Source organism: Mesorhizobium sp. M0904 (assembly GCF_040319475.1).
Taxonomy (GTDB): domain Bacteria; phylum Pseudomonadota; class Alphaproteobacteria; order Rhizobiales; family Rhizobiaceae; genus Mesorhizobium.
This window is the reverse complement of record NZ_JAMYOC010000023.1, coordinates 65549-91808: the sequence shown is the minus strand read 5'-3', so window position 1 is coordinate 91808 and position 26260 is coordinate 65549. Positions and strand designations below refer to the sequence as shown.

Genomic DNA, 26260 nt, shown 5'->3' with positions numbered 1-26260 from the left:
TTCGCAGCCTGACCGTCGCCGGGCTTTCCGCCCTTGACTGCCCGCTGTTCCTGTCGGAAACCGCCATGGTAATTTTGCGGCGAGGTCAAGATGACGGCAGCCATGGACGAGCTTCTCGGCATTCTCGACCTCGAGCAGCTGGAACACAACCTGTATCGTGGTCGCAGCCCCAAGCTCGACTGGCAGCGCATCTTCGGCGGCCAGACCATCGCCCAGGCGCTGGTCGCCGCGCAGCGAACGGTCGAGCCCGAGCGCCATGTGCACTCGCTGCATGGCTATTTCATGCGGCCGGGCGACACCAAGGTGCCGATCATCTACGAGGTCGACCGCATCCGCGACGGCGGCTCCTTCACCACGCGCCGCGTCGTCGCGATCCAGCACGGCCAGGCGATCTTTTCGCTGGAAGCCTCGTTCCAGCAGGATGAGGTCGGCCTGGAACATCAGGTGCCGATGCCCCAGGACGTGCCGGCGCCCGACACGTTGCTGTCGCAACGCGAGTTGCTGGGCAAGTTCGGCGAAGCGGTGCCCGAGGGCATCAAGCGCTATTGGGAGCGCGACCGGCCGATCGAGATGAAGCCGGTAATGCTGAAGCATTATACCAGCCGGGAAAAGCTCGAGCCGAAGCAGAACATCTGGATCCGCACCACCGGCCCGGTGCCGGCCGACCGCGCCACGCAGGCGGCCGTGCTCGCTTACCTCTCCGACATGACTCTGCTCGACACCTCGACCTTTGCCCATGGCCGCGCCATTTTCGATCGCGATATCCAGGCAGCCAGCCTCGACCATGCCATGTGGTTCCACCGCAGCCACCCGCTCGACGACTGGATGCTGTACACGCAAGACAGCCCGTCGACGCAAGGATCGCGCGGTTTTACCCGCGGCTCGCTGTTTGCCCGCGACGGCACGTTGATCGCCTCGGTTGCCCAAGAAGGACTCATCCGGCTGAAGCGGCCGCCTGCGGAGTAGGCATTTTTCGAAATTTGCCTATTTTTTAAGCATATGCACTGCCGCGCCTGTGAACAGGCAGCTGCCAGACCTTCTCGATTTCGTTGTTTAACAACAGCTTAACACCCTGCTTCGGCAATTGGCACGGAGCTTGAATCCTAGCGGGCACTCTCCGGCTCTCATGGGGATCGGCGAAGTCGTGCAAACGCGGGGACCCGCAACAGCAAAGGGTGAAACCTTATGAAGATCGTGATGGCAATCATAAAGCCGTTCAAGCTCGACGAGGTGCGCGAGGCGCTCACCGCAGTCGGCATCCAGGGCCTGACCGTCACCGAAGTAAAAGGCTACGGACGCCAGAAGGGGCACACGGAAATCTATCGCGGGGCGGAATACGCGGTCAGCTTCCTGCCGAAGATCAAGATCGAAGTCGCGGTCGCCGTCGACATGGTCGACAGGGCGGTCGAAGCCATCACCGCGGCGGCCAAGACCGGCCAGATCGGCGACGGCAAGATCTTCGTTTTCGGCATCGACCAGGCGGTGCGCATTCGCACCGGCGAAACAGACACCGACGCGCTTTGAGCCGCCGATACGTATTCCAATGGAGAGTTCAATGAATATTCCTTCCACCTTGAAGATAACGGGACGCGCGGCCGTTTTGGGCTCGCTCGCTCTCGCTGCACTGGGCACGGTTGCTGCGTTCGCGCAGGAAGCGGCACCGGCAGCACCGGCTGCCCCAGCGCCCGCGCTCGACACCGGCAACACAGCCTGGATGCTGACCTCGACGGCGCTGGTGCTGATGATGACCATACCGGGCCTGGCGCTGTTTTATGGCGGCATGGTGCGCAAGAAGAACGTGCTCGCCACGATTATGCAGAGCTTTGCCATCACCTGCCTGGTGACGGTGCTGTGGTTCATGTTCGGCTATTCGCTGGCTTTCTCGGATGGCGGCGGCATGAATGCCTATCTCGGCGGCTTCTCGAAGTTCTTCCACAACGGCATCACCACCTCGTCGCTGTGGCTGCCGGGCGTGGCGAACATCCCTGAGTTCGTCTTCTCGATGTTCCAGATGACCTTCGCCATCATCACGCCGGCGCTGATTGCCGGCGCCTTCGCCGAACGCATGAAGTTCTCGGCGCTGCTCATCTTCATGGGGGCGTGGCTGCTGGTGGTCTATGCCCCGATCGCGCACTGGGTGTGGGGCGGCGGCTTCCTCGGCACAGCCGGCGTTCTCGATTTCGCCGGCGGCACGGTCGTTCACATCAATGCCGGTGTTGCCGGCCTGGTCTGCGCGCTGGTTCTCGGCAAGCGTGAAGGCTACGGCACCGCCAACATGGCGCCGCACAACCTCGTCTACTCCGTAATCGGTGCTTCGCTGCTGTGGGTCGGCTGGTTCGGCTTCAACGCCGGTTCGGAACTGGCCGCCGACGGCCTTGCGGGTGCCGCGATGCTGAACACCCAGGTTGCCGCTGCCGCTGCGGCGCTCGCCTGGATGTTCGCCGAATGGATCGTCGCCAAGAAGCCGAGCGTTCTCGGCATCATCTCGGGCGCCGTCGCTGGCCTGGTCGCGGTGACGCCGGCTTCCGGCTTCGTCAATCCGACCGGCGCCTTCATCGTCGGCATCGTCGCCGGCGTGCTGTGCTACGTCTCGGCCGTCAAGCTCAAGCACGCGTTCGGCTATGACGACTCGCTCGATGCATTCGGTGTGCACGGCATCGGCGGCATCATCGGTGCATTGCTGACCGGCGTGCTCGCGGATCCGGCGATCAACAGCCTCGGCTCGGGCGCCTCTGTCGGCAAGCAGCTCTACGGTATCGTCTTCACCATCCTGTGGACGGCGATCGCGAGCTTCGTGATCCTCTACATCGTCAAGGCGCTGGTCGGCCTGCGTCCTTCCACCCAGGAAGAGGTCGAAGGCCTCGACATCAGCCAGCACGGCGAAGTGGTGCCGTAAAGGCATTGGCCGGCATCGGCGTTTTGCCGGTGCCGGGAAGATCCCGTCGTGACGCTCCCGAAAGGACTCACGCCTTGAGGCCCGGAAACCTTCCGGGCCTCTTTTTTGCGCGCGGATGGCCGTGATGGCTCGATCGCGGTCGCTTGATCAAGGTGCTCGATCCGCCGGCGGCGTGAAACATCGGCCGCAGCGGCTCCGAACTGTGGTGGCGGTGGCCCGTTCCGGTGACGCAGAATGCCCATGGTTAATGCGCCCTTAACCTTCCCGCCGCTAGTCTGACAGCCGAATCTGCCGTGTTGCGCGTCCGCGCCCCGGCCGGGCAACGACAGACGAGGAAGAGCATGCGTTCAGGGGCTTCAGCACCGCTTGCGCTGGCCGATACCGGGCACGGCATCCGGGCGTTCGCGAGGCGCCAGGTCGGGCGGCTGGTCGGTGCCGGGCTGTTTGCTCTGGTTGGCTTCGGCGTCGCCGCCCTTGCCACCTGGAACGTCGCCGATCCGAGCTTTTCGCATGCCACTGATAATACCGTCACCAATGCAATGGGTTATGCGGGCGCCGTCTTTTCCGACATCGCCATGCAGTTCTTCGGACTTGCGGCGGTTGCGGCGTTGGTGCCGGCGGTGATCTGGGGGTTTCTGCTGTTTACCGCGCGCGGCGTCGACAGGCTGCCGAAACGGGCGCTCGCCTGGTTCGGGTTTTCGCTGCTTGGCGCGGCAATCGCCGGCTGCGTGGTGCCGCCCAAGACCTGGCCGCTGCCGACCGGCCTCGGCGGCGTATTCGGCGATATGGTGCTCAATATCCCAGGCCTCATCATCGGCAGCTATCCGACCGGCCTCGTCGCCAGCGTGCTCGCCGTGCTCCTGGCAGCCCCGGCGCTGTGGGTATTCTTGTATGGCTCGGCGCTGATTTCGCGCAAGAACGGCTTTGCCGTCCCCGAACAGCCTGCCGTGCCCGATCCGCAGGACGACCTGCTTTTCGACAATGACGAGGACGAGGGCGACGAAGGCATATTGGCGCTTGGCGCCATCACCCACTGGTGGCTGTCGCTGCGGGCCTATCTGCGCCGCCGGGCCGCGCGTCGGCGCGAGCGCGACGATTTCGAACCGGAGATGGAACCGCGCCCCAGCGCCTGGCGGCGGGCGGCCGAACGGGTCGAATCGGCCGAGTTCGCCGAGGCGCGGATGAGCCCGGGCGGGCGCGCCCGCGTCGAGCCGGAATTCTTCGCCGCCATGGTCAACGACCGCAGTGCCTCGATCGACCCCGACGATGCCGACGTCTTCGATAACGACGACAATGACGACATGGATTTCGCGCCCGAGCCGGCCGGCCAGCGCCGCGCCGCGCCGACGGCAAAGGTGCAGAACTTCCGCTCCGACGCGGCGACGCGCGTCGAGGCGCCGGCGCCGCGGCCGGCACCAGGCGCCCGCGTCCAGCGCGAGGCGCAGACGTCGCTAATCGGCTCGGAGAAATTCGAGATGCCGTCGCTGCATTTCCTGTCGGAACCGAAGAACGTGGTGCGCGACGCAAGCCTGTCCAAGGACGCGCTGGAGCAGAACGCCCGCCTGCTCGAGGGCGTGCTGGAGGATTTCGGCGTCAAAGGCGAAATCATCCATGTGCGTCCGGGTCCGGTCGTCACGCTCTACGAGTTGGAACCGGCGCCCGGCATCAAATCGTCGCGGGTCATCGGCCTGTCCGACGACATTGCCCGCTCGATGAGCGCCATCGCCTGCCGTGTCGCCGTGGTGCCCGGCCGCAACGCCATCGGCATCGAATTGCCGAACGCCAGGCGCGAGACCGTCTATTTGCGCGAGATCATGGCCAGCCGCGATTTCGAGACCACCAAGGCCAAGCTGGCGCTGGCGCTGGGCAAGACCATCAATGGCGAGGCGGTGATCGTCGACATCGCCAAAATGCCGCACGTGCTGGTTGCCGGTACCACCGGCTCGGGCAAGTCCGTCGCCATCAACACCATGATCCTGTCGCTGCTCTATCGGCTGACGCCGCAGGACTGCCGGCTGATCATGATCGATCCAAAGATGCTGGAACTCTCGGTCTATGACGGCATCCCGCACCTTCTGACGCCGGTGGTCACCGATCCGAAGAAGGCGGTGGTGGCGCTGAAATGGACCGTGCGCGAGATGGAGGACCGCTACCGCAAGATGTCGAAGGTCGGCGTTCGCAACATCGACGGCTTCAACGCGCGCGTGCAGCAGGCCGAGAAAAAGGGCGAAAGGATCTCCCGCACCGTGCAGACCGGCTTCGACCGCCAGACCGGCGAAGCGATCTACGAGACGGAGAATCTCGACCTCGAGCCGATGCCCTACATCGTCGTCATCATCGACGAGATGGCCGATTTGATGATGGTCGCCGGCAAGGACATCGAAGGCGCGGTGCAGCGCCTGGCGCAGATGGCGCGCGCCGCCGGCATCCATGTCATTATGGCAACGCAGCGGCCGTCGGTCGACGTCATCACCGGCACCATCAAGGCGAATTTCCCGACCCGTATCTCGTTCCAGGTGACATCGAAGATCGACAGCCGCACCATCCTGGGCGAGCAGGGCGCCGAACAGCTGCTCGGCATGGGCGATATGCTCTACATGGCCGGCGGCGGCCGCATCCAGCGCGTGCACGGTCCCTTCGTCTCCGACGACGAGGTGGAGAAGATCGTCGCGCATCTGAAGCTGCAGGGCGTGCCGGAATATCTCGACGCCATCACCGAGGACGACGACAAGGATGACGACGAGCCGACGGGCAAAGGCAGTGGCGGCGGCGACGGCGGTAATTTCGAGGATTCCGACGATCCCTACGACCAGGCGGTTGCGGTGGTGCTGCGCGACGGCAAGGCCTCGACCAGCTACATCCAGCGCCGGCTCGGCATCGGCTACAACCGCGCCGCCTCGATCATTGAGAGGATGGAGAAGGAAGGCATTGTCGGCCCGGCCAACCATGCCGGAAAACGCGAAATCCTGGTGCCGACGGAGGACGACAAGTTCTAGAGCGCATCCGCGCCGGCAACTTTGAACCTTTTGGCGCGTTGCAACGATGAGCGCCGTGCGGCCCGCCAAACTTAAGCCCAACTGGGGGGCCAGACCAATATAACGAGCAAGCAATCAGATGATGGTGACCGGCATGAAAAACGCAACTCTCGCCCCAAAAAGGGATTTCGCCCCAACCCGCCGGCAGGTGCTCGGCCTCGGTCTGGTCCTGGCCGGTGCGGCGGCCACCAATGTCGTGCCCGGCTTCCAGCTGCTGGCGTCGGCGCAAGCAGCGGTTCCGGCGACGGCGCAGAAGATCGCCGATCATTTCTCCTCGGTCAAATCGATGAGCGGCGAGTTCGTGCAGTTCGGGCCCAAGGGCGAGCAGACCGGCGGCAAGTTCTTTCTGGAACGGCCGGGCAAGATCCGCTTCAATTATGACGGCGCCTCGAACTTCAGGGTGATTTCCGACGGCAAGTCGGTGGTCATCCTCAACAAGAAACTGCGGACCTCCGACCTCTATCCGCTGTCGAAGACGCCGCTGAAGCTGCTGCTCGACGACAAGATCGATCTCTCGGGCGGACGCGTCAGAAGCGTCAAGGAAGAAAACGATCTCACCACCATCCAGCTTGCCGACAAATCAGTGTTCGGCAATTCGAAGATCACCATGATGTTCGATCCGAAATCCTATGAATTGCGGCAATGGACCATCACCGATGCGCAAGGCAAGGACACAACGGTGATGATCTTCAACACCAAGGAGGGCGTCAGCTTCGCCCCCGACACCTTCGCCATCGATTATACGGCGAACCGCGAGCTGAACACCAAGACGCGGTAACTTTCTGCTGCTGCGGGATGGCTTTTCCGCGTTGGTGCGGGCGGCTTGTTTTTGCGGTGCGCGGCTGGCAGTAGTTTCCGCGATTGACTTCCGTCGGAGCCATCCGGCGGATCTTGCGTTGTCCGGAACCCCACATGCCGTTTTCCGTCGCTACCTGGAACATCAACTCCGTTCGACTGCGCATGCCGATCGTCGAGCGCCTGCTGGTGGAGCAGGCGCCGGACGTGCTCTGCCTGCAGGAAACCAAGGTTCCGGACGAATTGTTTCCGGAGAAGGCGTTCCGCAAGCTCGGCTACGAGCACATCGCCTTCCATGGCCAGAAGGGCTATCACGGCGTTGCGACCATAGCGCGCCGTCCGATCGAGGTGGTCGAAAAGCGCCGCTTCTGCGAGATCGACGACAGCCGGCATCTGTCGGTCACCGTCAAGGCCGGCGGCAAAACGATCCTGCTGCACAATTTCTACGTTCCGGCCGGCGGCGATGAGCCCGACCCGGCCGTTAACCGAAAGTTCAAGCACAAGCTCGATTTCGTTGCCGAGATGAACGCCGTGCGGGCCGAGCATGACGAGCACTCCGGCTCGATCCTGGTCGGCGACCTCAACATCGCGCCGCTCGAGCACGATGTCTGGTCGCACAAGCAGCTCCTCAACGTCGTCAGCCATACGCCGGTCGAGACGGAAAATTTCGAGGCGATGCGGCTCTCCGGCGACTGGGTCGACCTGATGCGGCTCAATGTGCCTTACGAGGAGAAACTCTACACCTGGTGGAGCTATCGCGCCCAGGATTGGCAGGCCTCAAATCGTGGCCGCCGCCTCGACCATATCTGGTCGTCGCCAAACCTGGTGCCGCATTTTGCCGGCTATGAAATCCTGCGGCCGGCACGCGGCTGGGAACGGCCCTCGGACCACGTGCCGGTTATCGGGCGTTTCAACCTCGATTAGCTCTGTCTCGCCTTAACAACTCAACGAAACCTGAAGCTATCCGCGATGTAGTCGGGACGGGCGTTGAGCGCGGCGAAAACGTCGTCCAGGTCTGGAGCCCCCGCCAATATGCCCGACAGGACCAGCGTCGTCGCGACGCCGACGCCGTTGCCGCCGGCGATGTCGTGCTCGACGCTGTCGCCGACGCAGACCACGCTGTCGCGCTCCGGGTGACCCGCCAGTGCCAGCGCTGCCTCGAATATCTGCGGATTGGGCTTGCCGATGCGCGCCACGCTGCCGCCGAGGCTCTCATAGAGATCGGCGAGCCGGCCGGCGCCGAAGCGAGGGCCGACGGCAGTCAGCATGATCTTGTCGGGATTGGTGCAGAAGCATGGCACCCGGCGCGCCGCCGCCGGACCAAGAAGCCGGCGATAATGGTCGAGGTCGTAGCGATCGCCCTCGCTGGCGGAAATCAGCACCAGTTCTGCATCGTCGCCGTCCTTGGCCAGGACGAACGGCAGGCCGTCGACAGCCGAACGGTCATTGTCGCGGCGGATCAGCAGGCATTTTGTCTGCGGGCGCAGGGCTCCGGATGCCGCCATTTGATGGAAGGAGCGCCACGCCACCTCGCCGGATGAGACAAAGTGATCCCAGCTTCCCGGTTCGAAGCCGAGCTTCAGCAGGCGGCGCTCATTGGGTTGCGCCCGCTTGCCGGAATTCGAGATCAGCACGATGGTCTTGCCGGCACGCTTGAGTGCCGACAAGGCCTCGACAGCGCCTGGATAGGCGCTGGTGCCGTCGTGCAGCACACCAAATTGGTCGAGCAGGAATACCTGATAGCGCTCGGCCAGCGCGGCGATGCCGTCGAGGTGCTGAATTGCCTTGGCCGTCATAAAAGCCCCGCTGCGCTAGCGCCCATCAGCGCCAGCCGCGCCGTCCCGGCGGCGGCCTCCTCCGAAAGAGCCGGCACGAGAGCGACGCCAAGCTTGCGCTGCCGGATTGCCGTCCAGGCCGGATTGGCCGCTCCGCCGCCGACGCTCCTGACCGATGTCAGCCGGGGTGCGCCGAGTTCGGCAAGCCGGCGATAGCCGAGCGCTTCGATCGCCGCAATACCCTCGAGCATCGCTTTCAGATAATCGGCGTCGTCGGCGGGCCGCGGCTCGAGGCGCGGCGGCAAGGCCGGATCGGCTATGGGGAAGCGTTCGCCCGGCGCCGGCAGCGGGTAATAGTCGAGACCGATCTCGGTCGCCGGGTCGATTTTTTTGCTGAGTTCGACAATGCGGGCGACGGGGAAATGCTGGGCCAGAACCTTGCCGCCGGAGTTCGAGGCGCCGCCCGCCAGGTAGGTGTCACCCAGCCGATGGCTGTAGATGCCGAATTGCGGCGCCGAGATCGGCCGGTCGGAGAGAATCTTGATGGTCAGCGATGAGCCGAGCGCAGTGACGCCGTCGCCCGCCGCCGTCGCGCCGGTTGCCAGGAACGACGCACAGCCATCGGTGGTGCCGGCGACCACGACCACGTCACGCGACAGGCCGAACATTTTCGCGGCGCTGGCGGTGAGCGTACCCGTGACATCGCCCGGCCGCACGACGCCAGGCAGAAATTCCATGCGCATTCCGGTGGCCGCGATCCAGTCCGGCCAGCGGCGGGTTTCGACATCGTAGCCGGTTTTCAATGCGTTGTTTTCGTCGCTGCCATCGAAGCGGCCGGAGAACTGTCCGGCGATCCAGTCGGCCTGGTGCAGCACAGCGGCGACGCCGGGCAGGTGCTGGAAAGACAGCGCCTTGGCGAGACCGGAGGTCGCCCCAAGGGCAGCGCTCGTTGCCGGTGCCGCGCCGGCTATTTCACTCAGAATAGTGTCGTCAGCGACCTTGTCGTTGTACATCAGCGGTTCGGCCAGCGGCCGCCCGGCGCCGTCGACCGGCAGCAGCGTGCCCGACGTTCCGTCGACGGCGATCGAGCGCACTGCCGCGCGATCGATACATTTGAGCAGTTCCGCCAGCGTCGCGCCGACGGCCTCCCACCAGATGGCGGGGTCGCGGCCGTTCGGCCCAAATCGCTCGAGGGCAATAGCGGAATGCGCGGCAATGGAAAAGTCCGGGCGCATGGCGACGGCGCGCGCGCCGGATGTACCGATGTCGATGCCGATGGCAAGCGGGCCAGACGAACGCGGCATGTCAGCTGCCTCCGGCATTGAGTTTCTGGCGATATTTTTCGGCGTCCCAGTTGATCAGTTCGTCATTCTCTGCCGCTGTCAGATAATTCAGCTTCGCCGCGACATCGACCCGCGCTGTCACGTCGGCGAGGCAGCGCTGCATGGCGTCGGCACCGGCGCCGGCGTCGCCGCGCATCAGCACGCCGAGGCCGGGAAACAGGATCGCCACGGGTGCGGCGCCGCAGCGCTCGATGACGCGCTTCACATCCTCGCCCGGCCTCGCCACGACCGAGCCCTTGCCGAGAAAGATGACGTGGTCGGGGTAGAGGCTGCCGCCCGAAGCCATGCGGCAGCTTTCGGGGTCGATCGCCACCGCGTGCGCCTCGACATCCGCCGGCAATCTGTAGTCGCTGTCGCCGGCGCGCGCCATCAATGCGGCGGTGTCCGGCTCAGCCACCTGGCGCGGCGGCCGTGCCAACAGCCGGGTTACGCGGCGCAGCAGCATGCCTGCCTCAGCGACGGTGTCGGCAGCAACGACCAGGCCGTGATTGCCGAGGATCAGGATATCCACGCCTGGCCGGAGGCGCTCGGCGATGCCCTGGGCGAGCGGCAGTCCCGGCCGGCGATAGGGAACATACGCCCATTGGTGGCCGTCGAGCCGCTTGGCGGCCTCGGCCTCGCAGTCGGTCTGCACGGCCAGCGAAATGGTCTCGACGCAGTGGACATGCAGAACGATGCGCTGCGGCATCAGCGCATGCACGGTGGTCTCGATCGAGGGGCGCAAGCCGCGCGGATTGAGGGCGCCGACAGTGAAGGCCTGTGGCTGTTCGGCGGTCGGGTCGCGTCGTTCGATGGCGTCGAGCAATGGCGGGATGCTGACCGGCACCATGATGTCCGCGGTGAGCGCGTCCTTCAGCCAGGTGCCGGAGGCCTTGATCCAGAGCGTGTCACCGGCTTTCAGCGAGGTGTTGCCGCCGGCGGCCTGGGTCAGATGCGGGTCGCTGCCGATCTCGGCGGAAAGCGACCGCAGCGCTGCCAATTCCTGCGCATCCGCACTGATCGTCATCGAAATTCCTCCACAAACCGGCCGCGTGGCCACGGCTTTGGACGTCCTGTCGCCGGGACGAAGACCGACGCTGGTATCGCAGATGCGAGTAAGTTACGTCAACAGTGATGTTATCGCGTCAAATCAGACTTGCAATCCGAGGGCCGTTGAGTAAGTTGCACCAATTGCCGTGCAAAATGGCAATGCCGTGCAGTGGCTTGGGAGGCAAGCGCATTGGGAGGTAAGGGTTGAGCGACTCCGGCCGCCAGCGTCAGATCGTCGAGCTTTTGCGGGACCGGCCTTTCGCATCGGTGCGCGAGCTGCAGGAGCGGCTTGGCGTGTCGGCGGCGACGGTGCGGCGCGACATCGACAAGATCGATGAGGCCGGCGAAGCGCGCAAGGTTTATGGCGGCATCTCGGCGCTCGATGGCGCTTCGCAAGCCGGCGTCGCCTATGCCAGGCCCTATGACGAGAACCGCGACCTCGCCGTCGAGGCCAAGCGGCAGATCGCCGCTCTCGCCGCCACCATGGTGCGCGACGGCGACGCGGTCATCGTGCATGGCGGTTCGACCTGCTTCCATCTCGGCGTCAAGCTCGCCGACCGCAATATCCGGCTTTACACCAACTCGATGCCGCTCGCGGCCTATCTCAGCGATCACGGCCATTGCAGTCTGACCGTTGCCGGCGGCGACCTTTACCGCGAGCCGGGCATCATCCATTCGCTGACGCAGACGGTGCCGTTCTACGCCTCGAAGTTTTTTCTCGGCGCGCAAGGCATCGGCCAGGAAGGCCTTCTGGAATCGCACCCGCTGCTGGTCCGCTCGATCGTCGAGCTCAGCCTCTGCGCCGACCAGATCGTCGTGCTGGCCGACAGCCGAAAACTGTCAATCCATGCGCGCAATGTGGCGCTGCCGCTGTCGCGGATCGGCACACTGGTCACCGATGACGGACTGTCCGAGACAGATGCCCGCATGCTCGAAGATGCCGGCGTCACGGTGAGGATCGCCGCTTCCTCGGGAGGCGCCCAGTGAACATCGCGGTCCTCGATTTCGGCAAGACCAATTCGAAGCTGTTCGTCTTCGGCCAGGACGGACAGATCCTCGACGAGCGCCGCACCCAGCCGAGCTGGATCCGCAAAGGCGGCTTCAGCGTGCTCGACGAGGCAACGCTGCACGATTGGGCGGCTCGCGCCATCGATGATGCCGTCGATACGCATGGCGTGGAAGGGCTGATGGTATCCGGCCATGGCTGCACCTTCGCGTTGATCGACGAAGCCGAGCTGACGCATCCGATCCTCGATTACGAGCAGGAACCGCCAGCTGAAATCGCCGCGCAGATCGACCGCCGCATTCCAGATTTTGCCGAGACCTTTTCGCCGCGCCTGCCGCTTGGCTTCAACTACGGCCGCCACATGTTGTGGCTGAAGGAGGTGGAGCCCGGCGCCTTCGCCACAGCGACGTCGATCCTCGGCTACCCCCAATATTGGAGCTGGCGATTTGGCGGCCGGCCGGTGTCGGAGGTCTCCTATCTCGGCTGCCATTCGCATCTATGGGCGCCGCGCAAACGCGATTTCAGCTCGCTGGTCGATGCCGAGGGCTGGCGCGGCCAGATGCCCGCCTTCGAGCGTGCCGGCGCGGTGATCGGCGAGCAGCGCTTCAGCCGGGCCGCCAAGCCGGTCGCCGTCCACAACGGCATCCATGACAGCAATGCTGCGCTCCATGCCTACCGCCGACAGCAGCTCGGGCCGGTGACCGTGGTCTCGACCGGCACCTGGGTGGTCGTGCTCAATCCGGACTGTCCGCTCGATGCACTCGATGGCGAGCGCGACATGCTGGTCAATGTCGATGTCGACGGCGGCCCGGTGCCGACCATCCGCTTCATGGGCGGCCGCGAATTCGCCACGATCAGCGCCGGCTGGCAGGGCGCAATCGCGCCGTCATCGGTACAACGGGTGATCGACGCCGGCATCATGGCGCTGCCGAGCTTCGCGCCCGGCGGCCCGATGCCGCACCGCCGCGGCGAACTGGTCGGGCGTACGCCCAATGCCGAGGAACGCGCGGCCGTGGCGCTGCTCTATGTCGCGCTGATGCTCGATCTGTGCCTCGAGCTGATCCATTCGGACAATACGGTGATCGTCGATGGCGGCCTGAACAATGGCGGGCTGCTTGCCGCGCTGCTGGCGCAATTGCGGCCCGGGCAGGCCTTCCTGCAGGGCGCAACGCTGGAGGGCAGCGCCACCGGCGCCGCCGCACTTGCCTTTGAAAGCGTCGGACGCGAGTTTGCCACCGAGGCGCCGGAGGCGGTGCATGCGGCAAGCTTCACCGGCCTTGCCGGCTACCGCAACGACTGGCGCGGCCTTGCCGCCGACCGGGGCGTGGCCAGGGCAGCCTCGGGAGGTGCACGATGAGCGCCGCCGCCCGGATCGAGACGATGCGCCAGCCGGTGCTGGAGATGCGCCACATCTCGAAGACGTTCGGGGCGATCCGCGCCTTGCATGATGTGTCGCTGACCGTTCACGCCGGCGAGCTGCACGCGTTGATGGGCGAGAACGGTGCCGGCAAGTCGACGCTGATGAAGGTGCTGTCCGGCGCCTACCGGCCGGACCCCGGCGGCGAAATCCTGATCGACGGCGTACCGGCCGCCACCGGCGACCCGATCAAGGCGCGCGCCGCCGGCATTGCGGTCATCTATCAGGAGCTGTCGCTGGCGCCCAATCTGTCGGTGGCGCAGAACATCTTCCTCGGCAACGAGCCAAGACGGTTCGGCATCGTCGACCGCGAGCAGTGCAACCGGCGCGCCAGCGAGATCATCGCGCGGCTCGGCGTGGCCTTTTCGGCGCGCACCCCGGTCACCAGCCTGTCGCTCGGCGAGCGCCAGCTGGTGGAAATCGCCCGGGCGCTGTCGACCAATGCGCGCATCATCGTCATGGACGAGCCAACCACGTCGCTGACCTCGCGTGAGACCGACCGGCTGTTCGAGGTGATCGCGACGCTGAAGTCGCAAGGCATCGCCATCATCTACATCAGCCACCGCATGGAAGAGGTCTACCAGCTCGCCGACCGCGTCAGCGTGCTGCGCGACAGCGGCTATGTCGGCACGCTCGACCGCGCCGACCTGAACGCCTCGCGCTTGGTATCGATGATGGTCGGGCGCGATCTGTCGACCTTCTACAAGAAGGATCACCGCCCGCCGGACAGCAAGCGCGCCGTCGCGCTGTCGGTGCGCGGCATGTCGGACGGCAATCTCATAAAGAATTGTTCCTTCGACCTCCACAAAGGCGAGGTGCTGGCATTGGCCGGCCTAGTCGGCTCGGGCCGGACCGAACTGGCACGGCTGATCTTCGGCGCCGACAGGCACATATCGGGCACGCTGGAGCTCGGCGGCAAACCGATATCCATCGGTTCGCCGAGCGAGGCGCTCGATGCCGGCATCGCCTACCTGACCGAGGACCGCAAGCAACTTGGCCTGTTTCTCGACATGTCGATCTCCGACAACATCAGCATGGGCGTGCTGGCAAAGGACGCGAAGGCCGGCGGTCTGCGCGACTTCGCGGCTGCCGAAAAGCGCGCCGCCAAGGCGGTGTCAGACCTCTCCATCCGCACCAGCTCGGTGCAGGCCAATGCGGGTTCGCTGTCGGGCGGTAACCAGCAGAAGGTGCTGCTCGCCCGCCTGCTGGAAACCGAGCCGCAGGTCGTCATCCTCGACGAGCCGACCCGCGGCGTCGATGTCGGGGCGAAGTCGGAAATCTACCGGCTGATCGACAACCTGGCCAAGAAAGGCATCGCCATCCTGATGATCTCCAGCGAACTGCCGGAGGTGATCGGCATCGCCGACCGCGTGCTGGTGATGCGCGACGGCACCATTGCTGGCACGGTGACGGCGTCGGAGGGCGAGCCGCTGCGGCAGGAAGCGATCATGGAACTTGCAACGGGAGCGGCTCAGCGATGACCGACAAGGTGGCCGACACGATGAAAGCGGACGACCGGGCGATCGGCAGAAGTACGAGGTGGCGCACCGCCATCGCCGCACTCGGCATGCTGCCGATCCTGATTCTGCTGGCGGTCGGCTTTCAGTTCATCAACCCGCGCTTTTTCACCCAGACCAATCTGCTGATCGTCATGCAGCAATCGTCGATCAACATCGTGCTGGCGGCCGGCATGACCTTCGTCATCCTGACCGGCGGCATCGACCTGTCCGTCGGCTCGATCCTTGCCGCCTCGGCGATGGTGGCGGTGATGGTGTCGCTGGTGCCCGATTGGGGACTGCTGGGCGTGCCGGCGGCCATTCTCGTCGGGCTCGGCTTCGGCGTCATCAACGGGCTGCTGATCGCCTATATCAAGCTGCCGCCCTTCATCGTCACGCTGGGTTCGCTGACCGCCGTGCGCGGCGTCGCCCGCCTGCTTGGCCAGGACACTACGGTGTTCAACGCGGACCTGCCGTTCGACTTCATCGGCAACGGTTCGCTGTTCGGCATTCCGTGGCTGGTAATCATCGCGCTGGCGGTCGTGGTGCTGTCCTGGCTGGTGCTCAAGCGCACCGTGCTCGGCACCTGGATCTACGCCGTCGGCGGTAACGCCGAGGCCGCTAGGCTGACCGGCATCAAAGTGCCGCTGGTGCTGCTCTTCGTCTATGGCGTTTCCGGCCTTCTGGCCGGGCTTGGCGGCGCTATGTCGGCGGCCCGGCTCTATGCCGCCAACGGGCTGCAGCTCGGCCAGTCCTACGAACTCGACGCCATTGCCGCGGTCATCCTCGGCGGCACCAGTTTCGTCGGCGGCGTCGGCTCGATCTGGGGCACGCTGATTGGCGGCCTGATCATCGCCGTGCTGTCCAACGGGCTCATCCTCGCCGGTGTTTCGGACATCTGGCAGTACATCATCAAGGGATTGGTCATCATCGTGGCGGTCGCCCTCGACCGTTACCGGCTCCAGGCAGGAGCAAGAACGTGATGGCCCTTAGTCGCCGGCATCCAACGAGCCGGTTTCATGTGTAACGCACCGTGAGAGGCGCGGGGCATCAGGAGGAAAATAAAACAATGAAGACCATCGCTAAACTGCTCTGCGGCGTAGCCTTTGCGGCCGCCGTCATCGCGCCGGCATCGGCCAAGGACCTGAACAAGGTCGGCATCTCGGTCGGCCTGCTCGGCAATCCGTTCTTCGTCGCCACCATCAAGGGCATCGAGGACGCGGCCAAAAAGATCAATCCGAATGTGCAGGTGACCTCGGTATCGGCCGACTACGACCTCAACAAGCAGGTTTCGCAGGTCGATTCCTTCATCGCCGCCGGCGTCGACGTCATCATGCTCAACGCCGTCGATGCCAAGGCGATCGCGCCGGCGGTCAAGAAGGCACAGGCGGCCGGCATCGTCGTTGCCGCCTTCGACGTTTCGGCGCCGGGCGCCGACGTCACCGTGATGACCAACAACGTCAAGGCCGGCGAAGAGGCGTGCCAGTATCTGGTCGATCATACCGGCGGCAAGGGCGACTACGTCATCCTCAACGGCCCGGCCTCGTCATCGATCCTGGAGCGGGTCAAGGGCTGCAAGGACGTGCTGGCAAAACACCCCGACATCAAGATCCTTTCCGACGACCAGAACGCCGAAGGCTCGCGTGACGGCGGCCTGAAAGTGTTCCAGTCGCTTCTGACCCGTTTCGACAAGATCGACGCGGTCTTCGCCATCAACGATCCGACGGCGATCGGCGCCCAGCTTGCGGCCAAGCAGCTCAACCGCTCGGAGTTCATCTTCACCGCGGTCGACGGCGCGCCCGATATCGAGAAGGAACTCGCTTCCGGCACGTCGATGATCAAAGCCTCGGCCTCGCAGGATCCCTATGTGATGGCCGGTCAGTCGCTGACGATGGCGGCTGACCTGCTTGCTGGCAAGAAGCCGGCTGAGCCGACGGTACTGCTCGACCCGAAGCTGATCACGGCCGACAATTTGAAGGATTACAAGGGCTGGACCGCAGCTCGCTAAGCCTCCCAAGCCTGGTGCGGCTGGGATGACCGGCCGCACCTTTTTTATCGGAGCAATGGATTGCCAAAAGCCGATTTGGACTTGGGTCCGCTACTCCTGGAATGACCGGAGACAATCATGTCGCGCATCGGAATCCACTCATTCGTCTGGTCGGCGAGCTCGGCGCAGAGCGACCTCGAGCGGACGCTGGCCAACACCAGGGAGGCCGGCTTCGACCTGATCGAATTCTCTTATCTCGACCCCGCCAATGTCGACATCGACGGCTTGGCCAAGCGGATCGGCGACCTCGGCCTCGGCGTCGCGACCAGCATCGGACTGCCGGCCGACGGCGATATTTCGAGCGCCGACAAAACGATTGCGGCGCGCGGAGTCGAAATCCTGAGACGTACGATCGCGCTGACCCGCGATCTTGGCGGCCAGAAGGTTGCCGGCATCCTCACCACCAGCCATGGATTGCAGAGCGAGGCGCCGACGCGCGACCAGTGGAACCGCAGCGCCGGCACGCTTGCCGAGGTGGCCGAGACAGCAAAATCAGCAGGCGTCAGCCTCAACCTCGAGATCGTCAACCGCTTCGAAAGCAACCTGCTCAACACCGCCGCGCAAGGCATGGCCTTCATCGCGGACAGCGGCTCCGACAACATCTTCCTGCATCTCGACAGCTTCCATATGAACATCGAGGAGGCCGATGTCGGCTTGGCCATTCGCAACGCCGCAAGGAAGATCGGCTATGTCCATATCGGTGAGAGCCATCGCGGCTTCCTCGGCACCGGCAATATCGATTTCGCCGCGATATTCGATGCGCTGACCGCCATCGGCTACAGCGACGACCTCAGCTTCGAATCCTTCTCGTCGGAAATCGTCGATGAGAACCTGTCGCGAAAAACCGCCATCTGGCGCAATCTGTGGACCGACAATATGGAGCTGGCCAAACATGCGCGCCGCTTCATTGCGCTCGGACTGGAAACGGCGCGGCGCAAGGCCGAGCTTGTTTCCGCAACGCACCGGCCTTGAGAACTCGCAGTTCCGAAATCGATCTGGTTAGACCAGAGGCGCTGTATTAGCCGGCAAAACGCGGCCCAAGTTCCTCGATGCGACGGATCATCGCCTGGAAATCCTCCGAGATGCGCTGGTGCAGGTGAACCGCCAGCTCCGGGTATTCCTCGAGGATGCGGCGGAACATCTTGCGGCTGAGCCGCAGCACTTCCGAATCGATTTCGGCAGAGGCGCTGGTCAGCCGGTTGGTATCGGCGATCAGCGCCAGTTCGCTGAGCATGGTGCCGGGGCCGGCGGTGCCGATCGGGATGCGCTCGCCGTCGTGCTCGCGGTAGAGGACGATGCGGCCGCTGATCACGATATAGGCGCAATCGGCCGCGTCATCCTCGCGGTAAAGCTTGTGGTCGGCTTGCAACCTGGTGGTTTCGGCGCCGAAGGCGAGCAGACGCAGTTGTTCCTGCGTAAAGCCCTCGAAGAGCCTCACGGTGGACAGGATGCGGATGTCGTCATCCAGCGCCATCTAGCTATGTCCCCGAACCGTCAGTCCGACTCCTCCCCTACGAGGCCGATCCAGAACCACCTCCAGCCTCAGGACCGTACCCGAAAAGCGCCCCGCCCGGATCGCTTATTTGAATAATGAAATGTTTAAGGAACCAGCTTGTAGCCGCCGCTTTCTGTTACGAGAATTTCCGCGTTGGAAGGATCGCGCTCGATCTTCTGGCGCAGCCGGTAGACATGCGTTTCCAGGGTGTGGGTGGTGACGCCGGAATTGTAGCCCCAGACTTCCTCCAGCAGCACGTCGCGGGTCACCACCTTCTGGTCGGCGCGGTAGAGATATTTGATGATCGAGGCTTCCTTTTCGGTCAGCCGCACCTTGGCGCCGCGCGGGTCGATCAGAAGCTTCTGGCTGGGCTTGAACGTGTAGGGGCCGACCGAGAAAGTGGCGTCCTCGCTCTGCTCGTGCTGGCGCAGCTGGGCGCGGATGCGGGCCAGCAGCACGGCAAAGCGGAATGGCTTCGTCACATAGTCGTTGGCGCCGGCCTCGAGCCCAAGGATAGTGTCGGAATCGGTGTCGTGGCCGGTCAGCATGATGATCGGCGCCTTGTAGCCGCCCTTGCGCAATATCTTTACCGCCTCGCGGCCATCCATGTCGGGCAGGCCGACGTCCATGATGAGCAGGTCGATAAGCCCGCCGCGCGCGGTGGCGATGCCTTTGGCGGCGGTCGCTTCCTGCAGGACATCGAATTCCTCATAAAGCGACAATTGCTCGACAAGGGTGCCGCGCAGGTCGTCATCGTCGTCGACGATCAGAATGGTGCGTGAAGTCATGGATCAATCCGTTGTTTTGAAAAGAGATTTCAGTTGACCGCAGCCTGTTTATGCGGAAGCTGACCGGCACAACAGCCGTTCACAGTGATTTGTTCCGTGGCACGATCATACAAGAAAAAACACGATCGCAATGCAGTCGGCGCAATTTTGCCGAAAGGGCTCGCCGTGCTCACCGTGCGCGCGCGCCCGGGCCATGCCAGCCAGGGCTTTCTGCAGGCCGGCAAACTGGTGTTTCCATGTGCGCTGGGGCATGGCGGCATCTCGGCGGCCAAGCGCGAGGGCGACGGCGCCACGCCGCTTGCCTCGATGCGGATATTGTCGGGATATTTTCGCGGCGACCGTTTCGCCGGCGGCCGCCGGACGCGGCTCGCGATGACGCCGATCGGCCGCGACCTCGGCTGGTGCGAAGTGCCTGGGGACCGCAACTACAACCGCCCGGTCAAAATCCCCTATGGCGCCAGCCATGAGCGGATGCTGCGCACCGACGATTTCTATGACGCCTGCCTGGTGCTGGACTGGAACATTGTGCCGCGCCGGCGCGGGCGCGGCAGCGCCATCTTCTTCCACCTGGCGCGCCCCGGCTTCACGCCGACGCAAGGCTGCGTCGCGGTAACGGCCCGCACCATGGCGCGGCTGCTGCCGCTGCTGTCGGAACGGACGGTGGTGAGGGTGGTAAGGTGAGGGAGTCGTGAATTAAGGTAGGGGAATAGTGAGTAGTGAATAGGGAAATTGGTCGGGAAGGATATTCGCGGACCCGCCGCTTAGCTTCACTGCTCACTACACCGTCCTAGCGCTTCCTCGGCAGCTGCCAACCCGTGTCGAGAAGGCCGAGCCGGCCGAGTTCGCGGTCCATGACGCGTGCGATGTCCTTGCGTTCGCCGCCGATGTCGCGCAGCTGGCGATCGGAGAGATCCTCGACATTCTCGTAGGGAAGATTGACCGCGATTTTTGCGTAGCGAAACCAGTCAAGCATAGCGCGTAGCCAGGTCGGGCGGAGGGTTACAGAGCGCAAGACGGTGTCAGACATGGTGTAATCCGCTTCTCCGGACATCAAATCCGGTTTGATGTTTCCTCGATGACCAGATCATGACCGATTGAAATCCAGACAGGAAACGAGTAGTTTTTTCTGCATCTTCAAGTTTTTTTTGAGGATTGGGATGCTCGACCGAACTTTCCTCGTCTGGCACTGATGGCGCGCCTGCTGCCTGGAACCCGTGCGCTGCGGACTCTGGAGGCAGCGGCCCGGCACCTCAATTTCACCCGCGCCGCCGACGAGCTCGGCCTGACGCCGGCGGCGGTCAGCCATCAGATCAAGGAAATCGAGGATCAGCTCGGCATCGTGCTGTTCGCGCGCACCAGCCGCACGATCCGGCTGACCGAGGCGGGTGCGGTGCTGTTCGAAGCTTCGACCGATGCGCTCGACCTGCTTGGCCGGGCCGTCTCACGGGCGCAGAAGACGGCGCGCGGATCGGCGCTCCTGAAGGTCACCCTCGATGCGCAATTCGCGACGAAGTGGCTGATGCGGCGCGTCGACGATTTTCGCAAGCAGCATCCGGCAATCGAGCTGCGTTTCGACATCAGCTACGAGGTGCGCGACTTCGATCGCGACGATGTCGATCTCGGCATCCGTTTCGGCACCGGCAAATATCCGGGGCTTCGCTCGCACCGGCTGTTCGAAAACGTCATCATTCCGGTCTGCAGCCCGGCCCTGTTGCGGGCCGGGCCGCTCCTCAAGGAGCCGCGCGACCTGTTCCATCATACGCTGGCGCATATCGAGTGGTCGCGCCAGGGCGTCACCTGGCCGAACTGGAGCATGTGGATGGCGGCGGCGGGCGTCGACGATTTCGACGACAGCCGGACCATCGTGTTCGGCAATTCGACCGATGCCGTCCAGGCCGCGCTCGACGGCAATGCGGTTGCGCTCGCCGATTTCGCCATGGTGGCAAACGACCTTTCGGAAGGCCGGCTGATCCGGCCGTTCGAACTCGGCATCAAGGTCGCGCCCGAATTCGCCTATTTCCTGGTCTATCCCGAAACGGCGGCGAATGATCCGCGCATCGTCGCCTTTCGCGATTGGCTCCTCGAGGAAGTCGCCAAGACGCCGACCTGACGGTCAGCCGGTCGCCGCCGCGCCGAACCAGCCGATCACCGCGCCGATGAGAAGCAGCACGCCGAGCCAGTGACCAACATCGATGAGCGTCAGATCCCAGCCGAAACCTTCGTAGCGATGGTTGACCGAAAGCGTGGTGGCGACGAACCCCAGCCAGAGAACGAAGCCGAAGATCACCCCCGCAAGCAGACTCGGTTCGCCGCCGGTCACCGCGCCGATGATCAGCGACATGACCAGCGCCATCACGATCTCCGCGACGAAGGAGACGACGAAGGGCAGCATCGATTTGCTCATCGTCGCCGGATCAAGCTTGGCGGCCTTCAGCCACGGCTTGCTCAAGCCCAGGTACCAGGCGGCGCCGAACAACCACGCCACGACGGCGGCGACGATTACCGCCAGCCAATTGATTGCCGAAAAATCCATGGTTCCCTCCGGTCGATTGCGCGATGGAACGCCTGTTCGGCGATGCCGTCAAGCAACACGCCAGACGGTGGTGCGCTTGACCTCGGCGTCTTCCAGCGCGCGGGTCACCGCCACTTCGTAGACGGCAAGCGGCTCCAGCCCGGTCTTCGGCAGATAGGAGCGGCCGGGATCGCCGACGAGAATGTCGGCGCCGCGCGCCCTCAGCCGGGCGAACCACGGCATCAGCCCGTCGGCAAAGGACTTGTCGTAGAAGACATCGCCGGCCAGCACGACGTCCCACCCGGCATCGCTGCCAATGGGATCGCCGGCAAGGAATTCTATCTCGGTCCCATTGGCCTCGGCATTGAGGCGGATCGCGGTCGCGCAGAACGGGTCGATATCGGCGGCGATCACCTCGGCAGCGCCGGCCTTCACTGCTGCAATAGCGACAAGGCCGGAGCCTGAGGCGAAGTCGAGCACGCGCCTGCCGCGCACCGCCGCCGGATTGTCGAGGATGTAGCGGGCAAGGCCTTGGCCGCCGGCCCAAGCGAAAGCCCAGAAGGGTGGCGGCAGGCCGATTTCGGTCAGCTCGTCCTCGGTCCGCTGCCATAATTCATGTGCCTCGTCGGCCAGGTGCAGGCGGACCTCCGGCACATGCGGCGGCGCCATCAGCGCCGTGTTGTCGAGGATGAATTTCCTGGCGCTGTCCGGCGTCAGCGCCGTCATGGCGCCGGCGTCAGGCCGCCCATGCGGCAAACCTCTTGCCATTCGGCCGGCGTCACCGGCTGCACGGACAGCCGCCCGAGCCGCACCAGCGCCATGTCGGCCAGCTGTGGATTGGCCTTGGCCTGCTCCAGCGTCACCGGCTTCGGCATGTCCTTGAAGGCGCGGATGTCGACGCACTCCCAGCGGGGGTCATCGGTGGTGCTGTCCTGATGGGCCAGAGCGCAGACTTCGGCGATGCCGACGATGTCGAGCCCGTCATTGGAATGGTAGAAGAAGCCGAGATCGCCGATCTGCATCGCCTTCATGTTGTTGCGCGCCGCATAATTGCGCACGCCGTCCCATTGCGTGCCGGCCTTGCCCTTGGCCTTGAGGTCCTCGAAGGAGAAGACCGAAGGTTCGGATTTGAACAGCCAGTAGTTCATTGTGTTGCTCCTCCTCAGGTGCCGCCGCGATCAGATATCCGCCGGCTTGTTGAAGCTCCAGTTCCACTGCCGGATTTCGACGCTTTCGAACAGCCCTGCCTTGGTATAGGGATCGGCCGCCGACAGGGCTTTTGCCGCAGCCAGATCTGGCGCCTCGACGACGGCGAGAGTGCCGTTCGGCTTGCCGTCGGCGTCGAGGAACGGGCCGGCGAAGACCAATTTCTTGTCGCCGTTTAGCCCTTCCAGGAAGGCAAGGTGCTTGGGCCGCGTATCGAGCCGCACCTGCAGGCTTCCTGGCTTGTCCTTGCAAATCAGCGCAAACAGCATCTTTTCCATCTCCGCAATCATTGGGAATTACATGTCGGTTTCGGTCTTGAGCGGCCGTGTCATCAATGCCGATACAGCCTGGTCTATGGTTATGGTGCCGTCCAGTATGGCGGCGACGGCGGCGATGATCGGCGCGTCGATCCGGCGCTCGCCGGCGATGCGGGCGGCGATTGCCGCCGTCGGCACGCCTTCCGCCAAAGGCAAGCCGGCAAGCGGCTTGCCTTGCCCCAGCGCCAGCCCATAAGCGAAATTGCGCGACTGCGCGGACGAGCAGGTAAGCAGCAGGTCGCCGAGGCCGGAAAGTCCCATCAGCGTCTCGGCCTTGGCGCCAAAGGCGGCGCCGATGCGGCGCAATTCGACGAAACCGCGCGTCACCATCGCCGCCTGGGCGCTGGCACCGAGCCCGGCGCCGGTGACGGCACCCGCGGCAATGGCAAAGACGTTCTTCAGCGCGCCGCCGATCTCGACGCCGATCAGGTCGTCGCTCGAATAACAGCGCAGGTTTTCCGCCGAAAAGCGGGCGGCGAGGTCGGTGGCCAGAGCCTCGTCGCGGGCGGCGACCACGACGGCCGTCGGCAGGCCCCTGGCGACGTCGGTGGCAAAGCTTGGGCCGGACAAAGCGGCGACCGGATTTGCCGGCAGGATACCCTCAGCAATGGACGACAGCAGCGCGCCGGTGTCGCGCTCGATGCCCTTGGCGCAGAGGACCAGCGGGACGCCTTTCGGCATATGGCTGGACGCGGCCGTCAGCATAACCCGCAACGATTGCGCCGGCGCCACCGCCAGAACGCAGTCGGCGCCGTCGAGCGCGGCCACGATGTCGCTCGTCGCCACGATGCCGGCCTGGAGCGCGATGCCCGGCAGATAGCGCGGATTTTCGCCACGGTCGATCGCCGCGACGGTCTCCGGGTCGCGCGCATAGAGGCGGACGAAATGACCGGCGCGCAGCATGGCCAGCGCCAGCGCCGTGCCCCAGGCGCCGCCGCCGAGGACGGCGACGCGCCAACCGCTTGGCGCCTTGTGCTCGCTGCCGGTCATGCCTTGGCTCCACGCCGGCCCGAGCCGACCATCGGAGCGGAGATGCTGTCCAGCGGCCACCGCGAGCGCGGCACGAAATCGGCGGCGTTTTCGCCTGATATCCCGGCGCGCAGGCGCTCGATGCCGGCCCAGGCGATCATCGCCGCATTATCGGTGCAGAGGTTAAGCGGCGGCGCGACAAAGCTGAACCCGCCCTGCTTGCACAGGCCCTGCAATGTCGCCTTGATCGTCCGATTGGCGGCGACGCCGCCGGCAACAACCAGCGCAGGCTCGGCCTTGTCCGGGAATTGCTGGCGGAACCTGGTCAGCGCCCGCGCAACACGGTCGCCCAGCGCATCCGCGACCGCCGCCTGGAAGGAGGCGCAGATATCGGCGACGTCCTGGTCGCTCAGCGGGGCAATCGCCGTTGCCGCCTGGCGTACCGCGGTCTTGAGACCGGAGAAGGAAAAATCTGGCTGTGCCGAGCCCTTCATCGGGCGCGGAAACGCAAAACGCGCCGCATCGCCATTTGCCGCCGCCTTCTCGACATTCGGTCCGCCCGGATAGGGCAGGCCGAGCATCTTGGCCGTCTTGTCGAAGGCCTCGCCAAGCGCGTCATCGATGGTCGTCGCCCAGCGCTGGTAGTCGCCGACGCCGCGCACGGCGACGATCTGGGTATGGCCGCCGGAGACCAGCAGCAAGAGGTAGGGAAAGTCGAGCGCATCGGTCAATCTGGCCGTCAGCGCGTGGCCTTCGAGATGGTTGATGGCGATCAGCGGTTTTTTGGCTGCCGCGGCGATTGCTTTTGCCGTCATCAGGCCGACGATCAGCCCGCCAACAAGACCGGGACCGGCGGTGGCGGCAATCGCATCGATGTCGGCGAGGTCAACGCCGGAATCGGCCAGCGCTGCCTCGATGATGCCGTCGAGCGCCTCGACATGGGCGCGCGCGGCAATCTCCGGCACGACGCCGCCGAAGGCAGCATGCTCCTCGATCTGGCTGAGCACGATGTTCGACAGGATTTGCGGCGTGCTGCGACCGTCCAGCGCCACCACGCTGGCGGCGGTCTCGTCGCAACTCGTCTCGATGCCCAGAACGCGGATCAATTCGTCGCTGTCCTCGATGATTGTGCAATCGGCCTTTCCCCGATAGGAGAAAACCCGGAAAACTGCCTCGATCTGCCGGGGGTTATCACGGACGGCGCGTCATGCAAACAACCTTGAAAATCGGAACACGCGGCAGCCCGCTGGCACTGGCGCAGGCGCATGAAACGCAGGCGCGGCTGATGGCCGCGCACGGCATGCCGGTCGAGGCGTTCGAGGTGGTCGTCATCTCGACCAGCGGCGACCGCATCCAGGACCGGCCGCTGTCGGAAGCCGGCGGCAAGGGCCTGTTCACCAAGGAGATCGAGGAGGCGCTGCTGGCGCGCCGCATCGACATCGCCGTGCATTCGTCGAAGGACATGCCGACGCTGTTGCCCGAGGGGCTGGAACTGTCCGCCTACCTGCCGCGCGAGGACGCGCGCGACGCCTTCATCGGCAAGGCGGCGCGAACGATCGCCGGCCTGCCGCAAGGCGCCAAGGTCGGTTCGTCGTCGCTGCGGCGCCAGGCGCTGATCCGGCGGATGCGGCCGGACGTCGAAGTGGTGATGTTTCGCGGCAATGTGCAGACGCGGCTGCGCAAGCTCGCCGACGGCATCGCCGACGGCACCATCCTCGCCTATGCCGGGCTGAAGCGGCTCGGGCTTGAGGACGTCGTCACCGACCTGATGCCGCTCGACGTCTTTCCGCCGGCGCCGGGGCAAGGCGCGATCTGCATCGAAAGCCGCATCGGCGACCGCGATGTGGAACAGATGCTGGCAGCGATCCACGACGGGCCGACCGGCGAGGCGCTGGCCTGCGAGCGCGCCTTCCTGGCGGCGCTCGACGGCTCCTGCCGCACGCCGATCGCCGGCCATGCGACGATATCGGGCGGAACGGTTTCCTTTGCCGGGCTGATCATCTCGCCCGATGGCACGCAGTCGCATGAGGTCAGGCTGGAAGGGCCGGCGCAACAGGCTGCCGGCATCGGCGCGGAAGCCGCCGCGATCGTTCGGGCAAAGGCCGGCGAAACATTCTTCGACGGCTGGACCTGA

Annotated in this window: 27 protein-coding genes; 15 read left to right on the top strand and 12 right to left on the bottom strand. The window is 64.7% G+C overall.

The features are described 5' to 3' along the window. The first annotated feature begins 90 nt into the window (after positions 1–90). The 6 genes from tesB to NKH80_RS23175 all read left to right on the top strand — a co-directional run bounded on the left by tesB (position 91) and on the right by NKH80_RS23175 (position 7650). Positions 91–966 (top strand): acyl-CoA thioesterase II, encoded by an 876-nt coding sequence (gene tesB, locus NKH80_RS23200; RefSeq protein ID WP_352691683.1) that lies wholly within the window; start codon positions 91–93, stop codon positions 964–966. A gap of 219 nt (positions 967–1185) precedes the next feature. Further along, positions 1186–1524 (top strand): P-II family nitrogen regulator, encoded by a 339-nt coding sequence (locus NKH80_RS23195; protein WP_254817816.1) that lies wholly within the window; start codon positions 1186–1188, stop codon positions 1522–1524. A 49-nt stretch (positions 1525–1573) separates the two neighbouring features. Continuing rightward, the gene (locus NKH80_RS23190) at positions 1574–2896 is read left to right on the top strand and encodes an ammonium transporter (RefSeq protein ID WP_352896803.1); all 1323 of its coding nucleotides are present in this window, start codon (positions 1574–1576) and stop codon (positions 2894–2896) included. Positions 2897–3237: 341 nt separating this feature from the next. Continuing rightward, on the top strand, positions 3238–5892 hold the full coding sequence (locus NKH80_RS23185; RefSeq protein ID WP_352993673.1) for an FtsK/SpoIIIE family DNA translocase: 2655 nt from the start codon (positions 3238–3240) through the stop codon (positions 5890–5892). Positions 5893–6025: 133 nt separating this feature from the next. Next, a complete protein-coding gene (locus NKH80_RS23180; RefSeq protein WP_352993671.1) occupies positions 6026–6709 on the top strand; it encodes an outer membrane lipoprotein carrier protein LolA in 684 nt (227 codons plus the stop codon). Between the two features lie 134 nt (positions 6710–6843). Beyond that, a complete protein-coding gene (locus NKH80_RS23175; RefSeq protein WP_352779327.1) occupies positions 6844–7650 on the top strand; it encodes an exodeoxyribonuclease III in 807 nt (268 codons plus the stop codon). Between the two features lie 20 nt (positions 7651–7670). Here the strand turns inward: NKH80_RS23175 and NKH80_RS23170 are convergent, their stop codons facing one another. The 3 genes from NKH80_RS23170 to NKH80_RS23160 are packed head-to-tail and all read right to left on the bottom strand — an operon-like array spanning position 7671 to position 10850. Continuing rightward, on the bottom strand, positions 7671–8522 hold the full coding sequence (locus tag NKH80_RS23170; RefSeq protein ID WP_352901909.1) for a TIGR01459 family HAD-type hydrolase: 852 nt from the start codon (positions 8520–8522) through the stop codon (positions 7671–7673). Continuing rightward, positions 8519–9805: an FGGY-family carbohydrate kinase gene (locus NKH80_RS23165; RefSeq protein WP_352993668.1), complete on the bottom strand. Its 1287-nt coding sequence runs from the start codon at positions 9803–9805 to the stop codon at positions 8519–8521. Before NKH80_RS23165 ends, NKH80_RS23170 begins: the two co-directional genes overlap by 4 nt. A 1-nt stretch (position 9806) precedes the next feature. Continuing rightward, positions 9807–10850 carry a class II aldolase/adducin family protein gene (locus tag NKH80_RS23160; RefSeq protein ID WP_352993666.1) on the bottom strand — a complete coding sequence of 348 codons (1044 nt, stop codon included), beginning with the start codon at positions 10848–10850 and terminating at the stop codon, positions 9807–9809. A gap of 227 nt (positions 10851–11077) precedes the next feature. On the opposite strand from NKH80_RS23160, the gene NKH80_RS23155 reads away from it, so the two are divergent. From NKH80_RS23155 to NKH80_RS23130, 6 genes are all read left to right on the top strand, one after another. Beyond that, positions 11078–11860 (top strand): DeoR/GlpR family DNA-binding transcription regulator, encoded by a 783-nt coding sequence (locus NKH80_RS23155; RefSeq protein ID WP_352649392.1) that lies wholly within the window; start codon positions 11078–11080, stop codon positions 11858–11860. Then, the gene (locus NKH80_RS23150; RefSeq protein ID WP_352993664.1) at positions 11857–13236 is read left to right on the top strand and encodes an FGGY-family carbohydrate kinase; all 1380 of its coding nucleotides are present in this window, start codon (positions 11857–11859) and stop codon (positions 13234–13236) included. The genes NKH80_RS23155 and NKH80_RS23150 overlap by 4 nt, the downstream gene beginning before the upstream one ends. Continuing rightward, complete coding sequence (locus NKH80_RS23145) at positions 13233–14777, top strand: sugar ABC transporter ATP-binding protein (RefSeq protein ID WP_352993662.1); 1545 nt, start codon at positions 13233–13235, stop codon at positions 14775–14777. Before NKH80_RS23150 ends, NKH80_RS23145 begins: the two co-directional genes overlap by 4 nt. A gap of 20 nt (positions 14778–14797) precedes the next feature. Beyond that, complete coding sequence (locus NKH80_RS23140) at positions 14798–15775, top strand: ABC transporter permease subunit (protein ID WP_502894194.1); 978 nt, start codon at positions 14798–14800, stop codon at positions 15773–15775. A gap of 86 nt (positions 15776–15861) precedes the next feature. Further along, the gene (locus NKH80_RS23135) at positions 15862–16800 is read left to right on the top strand and encodes an ABC transporter substrate-binding protein (protein WP_254817805.1); all 939 of its coding nucleotides are present in this window, start codon (positions 15862–15864) and stop codon (positions 16798–16800) included. A gap of 117 nt (positions 16801–16917) precedes the next feature. Continuing rightward, complete coding sequence (locus tag NKH80_RS23130) at positions 16918–17811, top strand: sugar phosphate isomerase/epimerase family protein (RefSeq protein ID WP_352993660.1); 894 nt, start codon at positions 16918–16920, stop codon at positions 17809–17811. Positions 17812–17857: 46 nt separating this feature from the next. Here the strand turns inward: NKH80_RS23130 and NKH80_RS23125 are convergent, their stop codons facing one another. Both NKH80_RS23125 and NKH80_RS23120 read right to left on the bottom strand, forming a co-directional pair. Further along, positions 17858–18313 (bottom strand): cyclic nucleotide-binding domain-containing protein, encoded by a 456-nt coding sequence (locus NKH80_RS23125; RefSeq protein WP_352649397.1) that lies wholly within the window; start codon positions 18311–18313, stop codon positions 17858–17860. Between the two features lie 125 nt (positions 18314–18438). Next, positions 18439–19122: a response regulator transcription factor gene (locus NKH80_RS23120; RefSeq protein WP_254817802.1), complete on the bottom strand. Its 684-nt coding sequence runs from the start codon at positions 19120–19122 to the stop codon at positions 18439–18441. A 144-nt stretch (positions 19123–19266) separates the two neighbouring features. On the opposite strand from NKH80_RS23120, the gene NKH80_RS23115 reads away from it, so the two are divergent. After that, positions 19267–19803, top strand: a complete 537-nt coding sequence (locus tag NKH80_RS23115) for a L,D-transpeptidase family protein (RefSeq protein ID WP_352993722.1) — start codon at positions 19267–19269, stop codon at positions 19801–19803. A 106-nt stretch (positions 19804–19909) separates the two neighbouring features. Here NKH80_RS23115 and NKH80_RS23110 read toward each other — a convergent pair whose 3' ends face one another. Next, the gene (locus tag NKH80_RS23110; RefSeq protein ID WP_352993657.1) at positions 19910–20149 is read right to left on the bottom strand and encodes a hypothetical protein; all 240 of its coding nucleotides are present in this window, start codon (positions 20147–20149) and stop codon (positions 19910–19912) included. A gap of 162 nt (positions 20150–20311) precedes the next feature. Between NKH80_RS23110 and gcvA the strand changes: the two genes are divergently transcribed. Continuing rightward, positions 20312–21232 carry a transcriptional regulator GcvA gene (gcvA, locus tag NKH80_RS23105; protein WP_352993655.1) on the top strand — a complete coding sequence of 307 codons (921 nt, stop codon included), beginning with the start codon at positions 20312–20314 and terminating at the stop codon, positions 21230–21232. A 3-nt stretch (positions 21233–21235) separates the two neighbouring features. Here the strand turns inward: gcvA and NKH80_RS23100 are convergent, their stop codons facing one another. From NKH80_RS23100 to tsaD, 6 genes are read right to left on the bottom strand one after another with little or no spacing between them, the layout of a single operon-like run. Then, positions 21236–21655: a DUF1761 domain-containing protein gene (locus NKH80_RS23100; protein ID WP_352993653.1), complete on the bottom strand. Its 420-nt coding sequence runs from the start codon at positions 21653–21655 to the stop codon at positions 21236–21238. Positions 21656–21703: 48 nt separating this feature from the next. Beyond that, positions 21704–22402 (bottom strand): class I SAM-dependent methyltransferase, encoded by a 699-nt coding sequence (locus NKH80_RS23095; RefSeq protein ID WP_502900989.1) that lies wholly within the window; start codon positions 22400–22402, stop codon positions 21704–21706. After that, positions 22357–22782: an EVE domain-containing protein gene (locus tag NKH80_RS23090; protein WP_254817798.1), complete on the bottom strand. Its 426-nt coding sequence runs from the start codon at positions 22780–22782 to the stop codon at positions 22357–22359. The genes NKH80_RS23095 and NKH80_RS23090 overlap by 46 nt, the downstream gene beginning before the upstream one ends. A 30-nt stretch (positions 22783–22812) precedes the next feature. Continuing rightward, positions 22813–23109 carry a YciI-like protein gene (locus NKH80_RS23085; RefSeq protein ID WP_352993716.1) on the bottom strand — a complete coding sequence of 99 codons (297 nt, stop codon included), beginning with the start codon at positions 23107–23109 and terminating at the stop codon, positions 22813–22815. 27 nt (positions 23110–23136) lie between these two features. Beyond that, positions 23137–24147 (bottom strand): NAD(P)H-dependent glycerol-3-phosphate dehydrogenase, encoded by a 1011-nt coding sequence (locus NKH80_RS23080; RefSeq protein ID WP_254817797.1) that lies wholly within the window; start codon positions 24145–24147, stop codon positions 23137–23139. Next, entirely contained in the window at positions 24144–25229 is a 1086-nt protein-coding gene (gene tsaD, locus NKH80_RS23075; RefSeq protein ID WP_352993713.1) for a tRNA (adenosine(37)-N6)-threonylcarbamoyltransferase complex transferase subunit TsaD, read from the bottom strand. The genes NKH80_RS23080 and tsaD overlap by 4 nt, the downstream gene beginning before the upstream one ends. Before the next feature lie 104 nt (positions 25230–25333). Here tsaD and hemC point away from each other — a divergent pair, with 104 nt between their 5' ends. Then, a complete protein-coding gene (gene hemC, locus NKH80_RS23070) occupies positions 25334–26260 on the top strand; it encodes a hydroxymethylbilane synthase (protein WP_352993651.1) in 927 nt (308 codons plus the stop codon).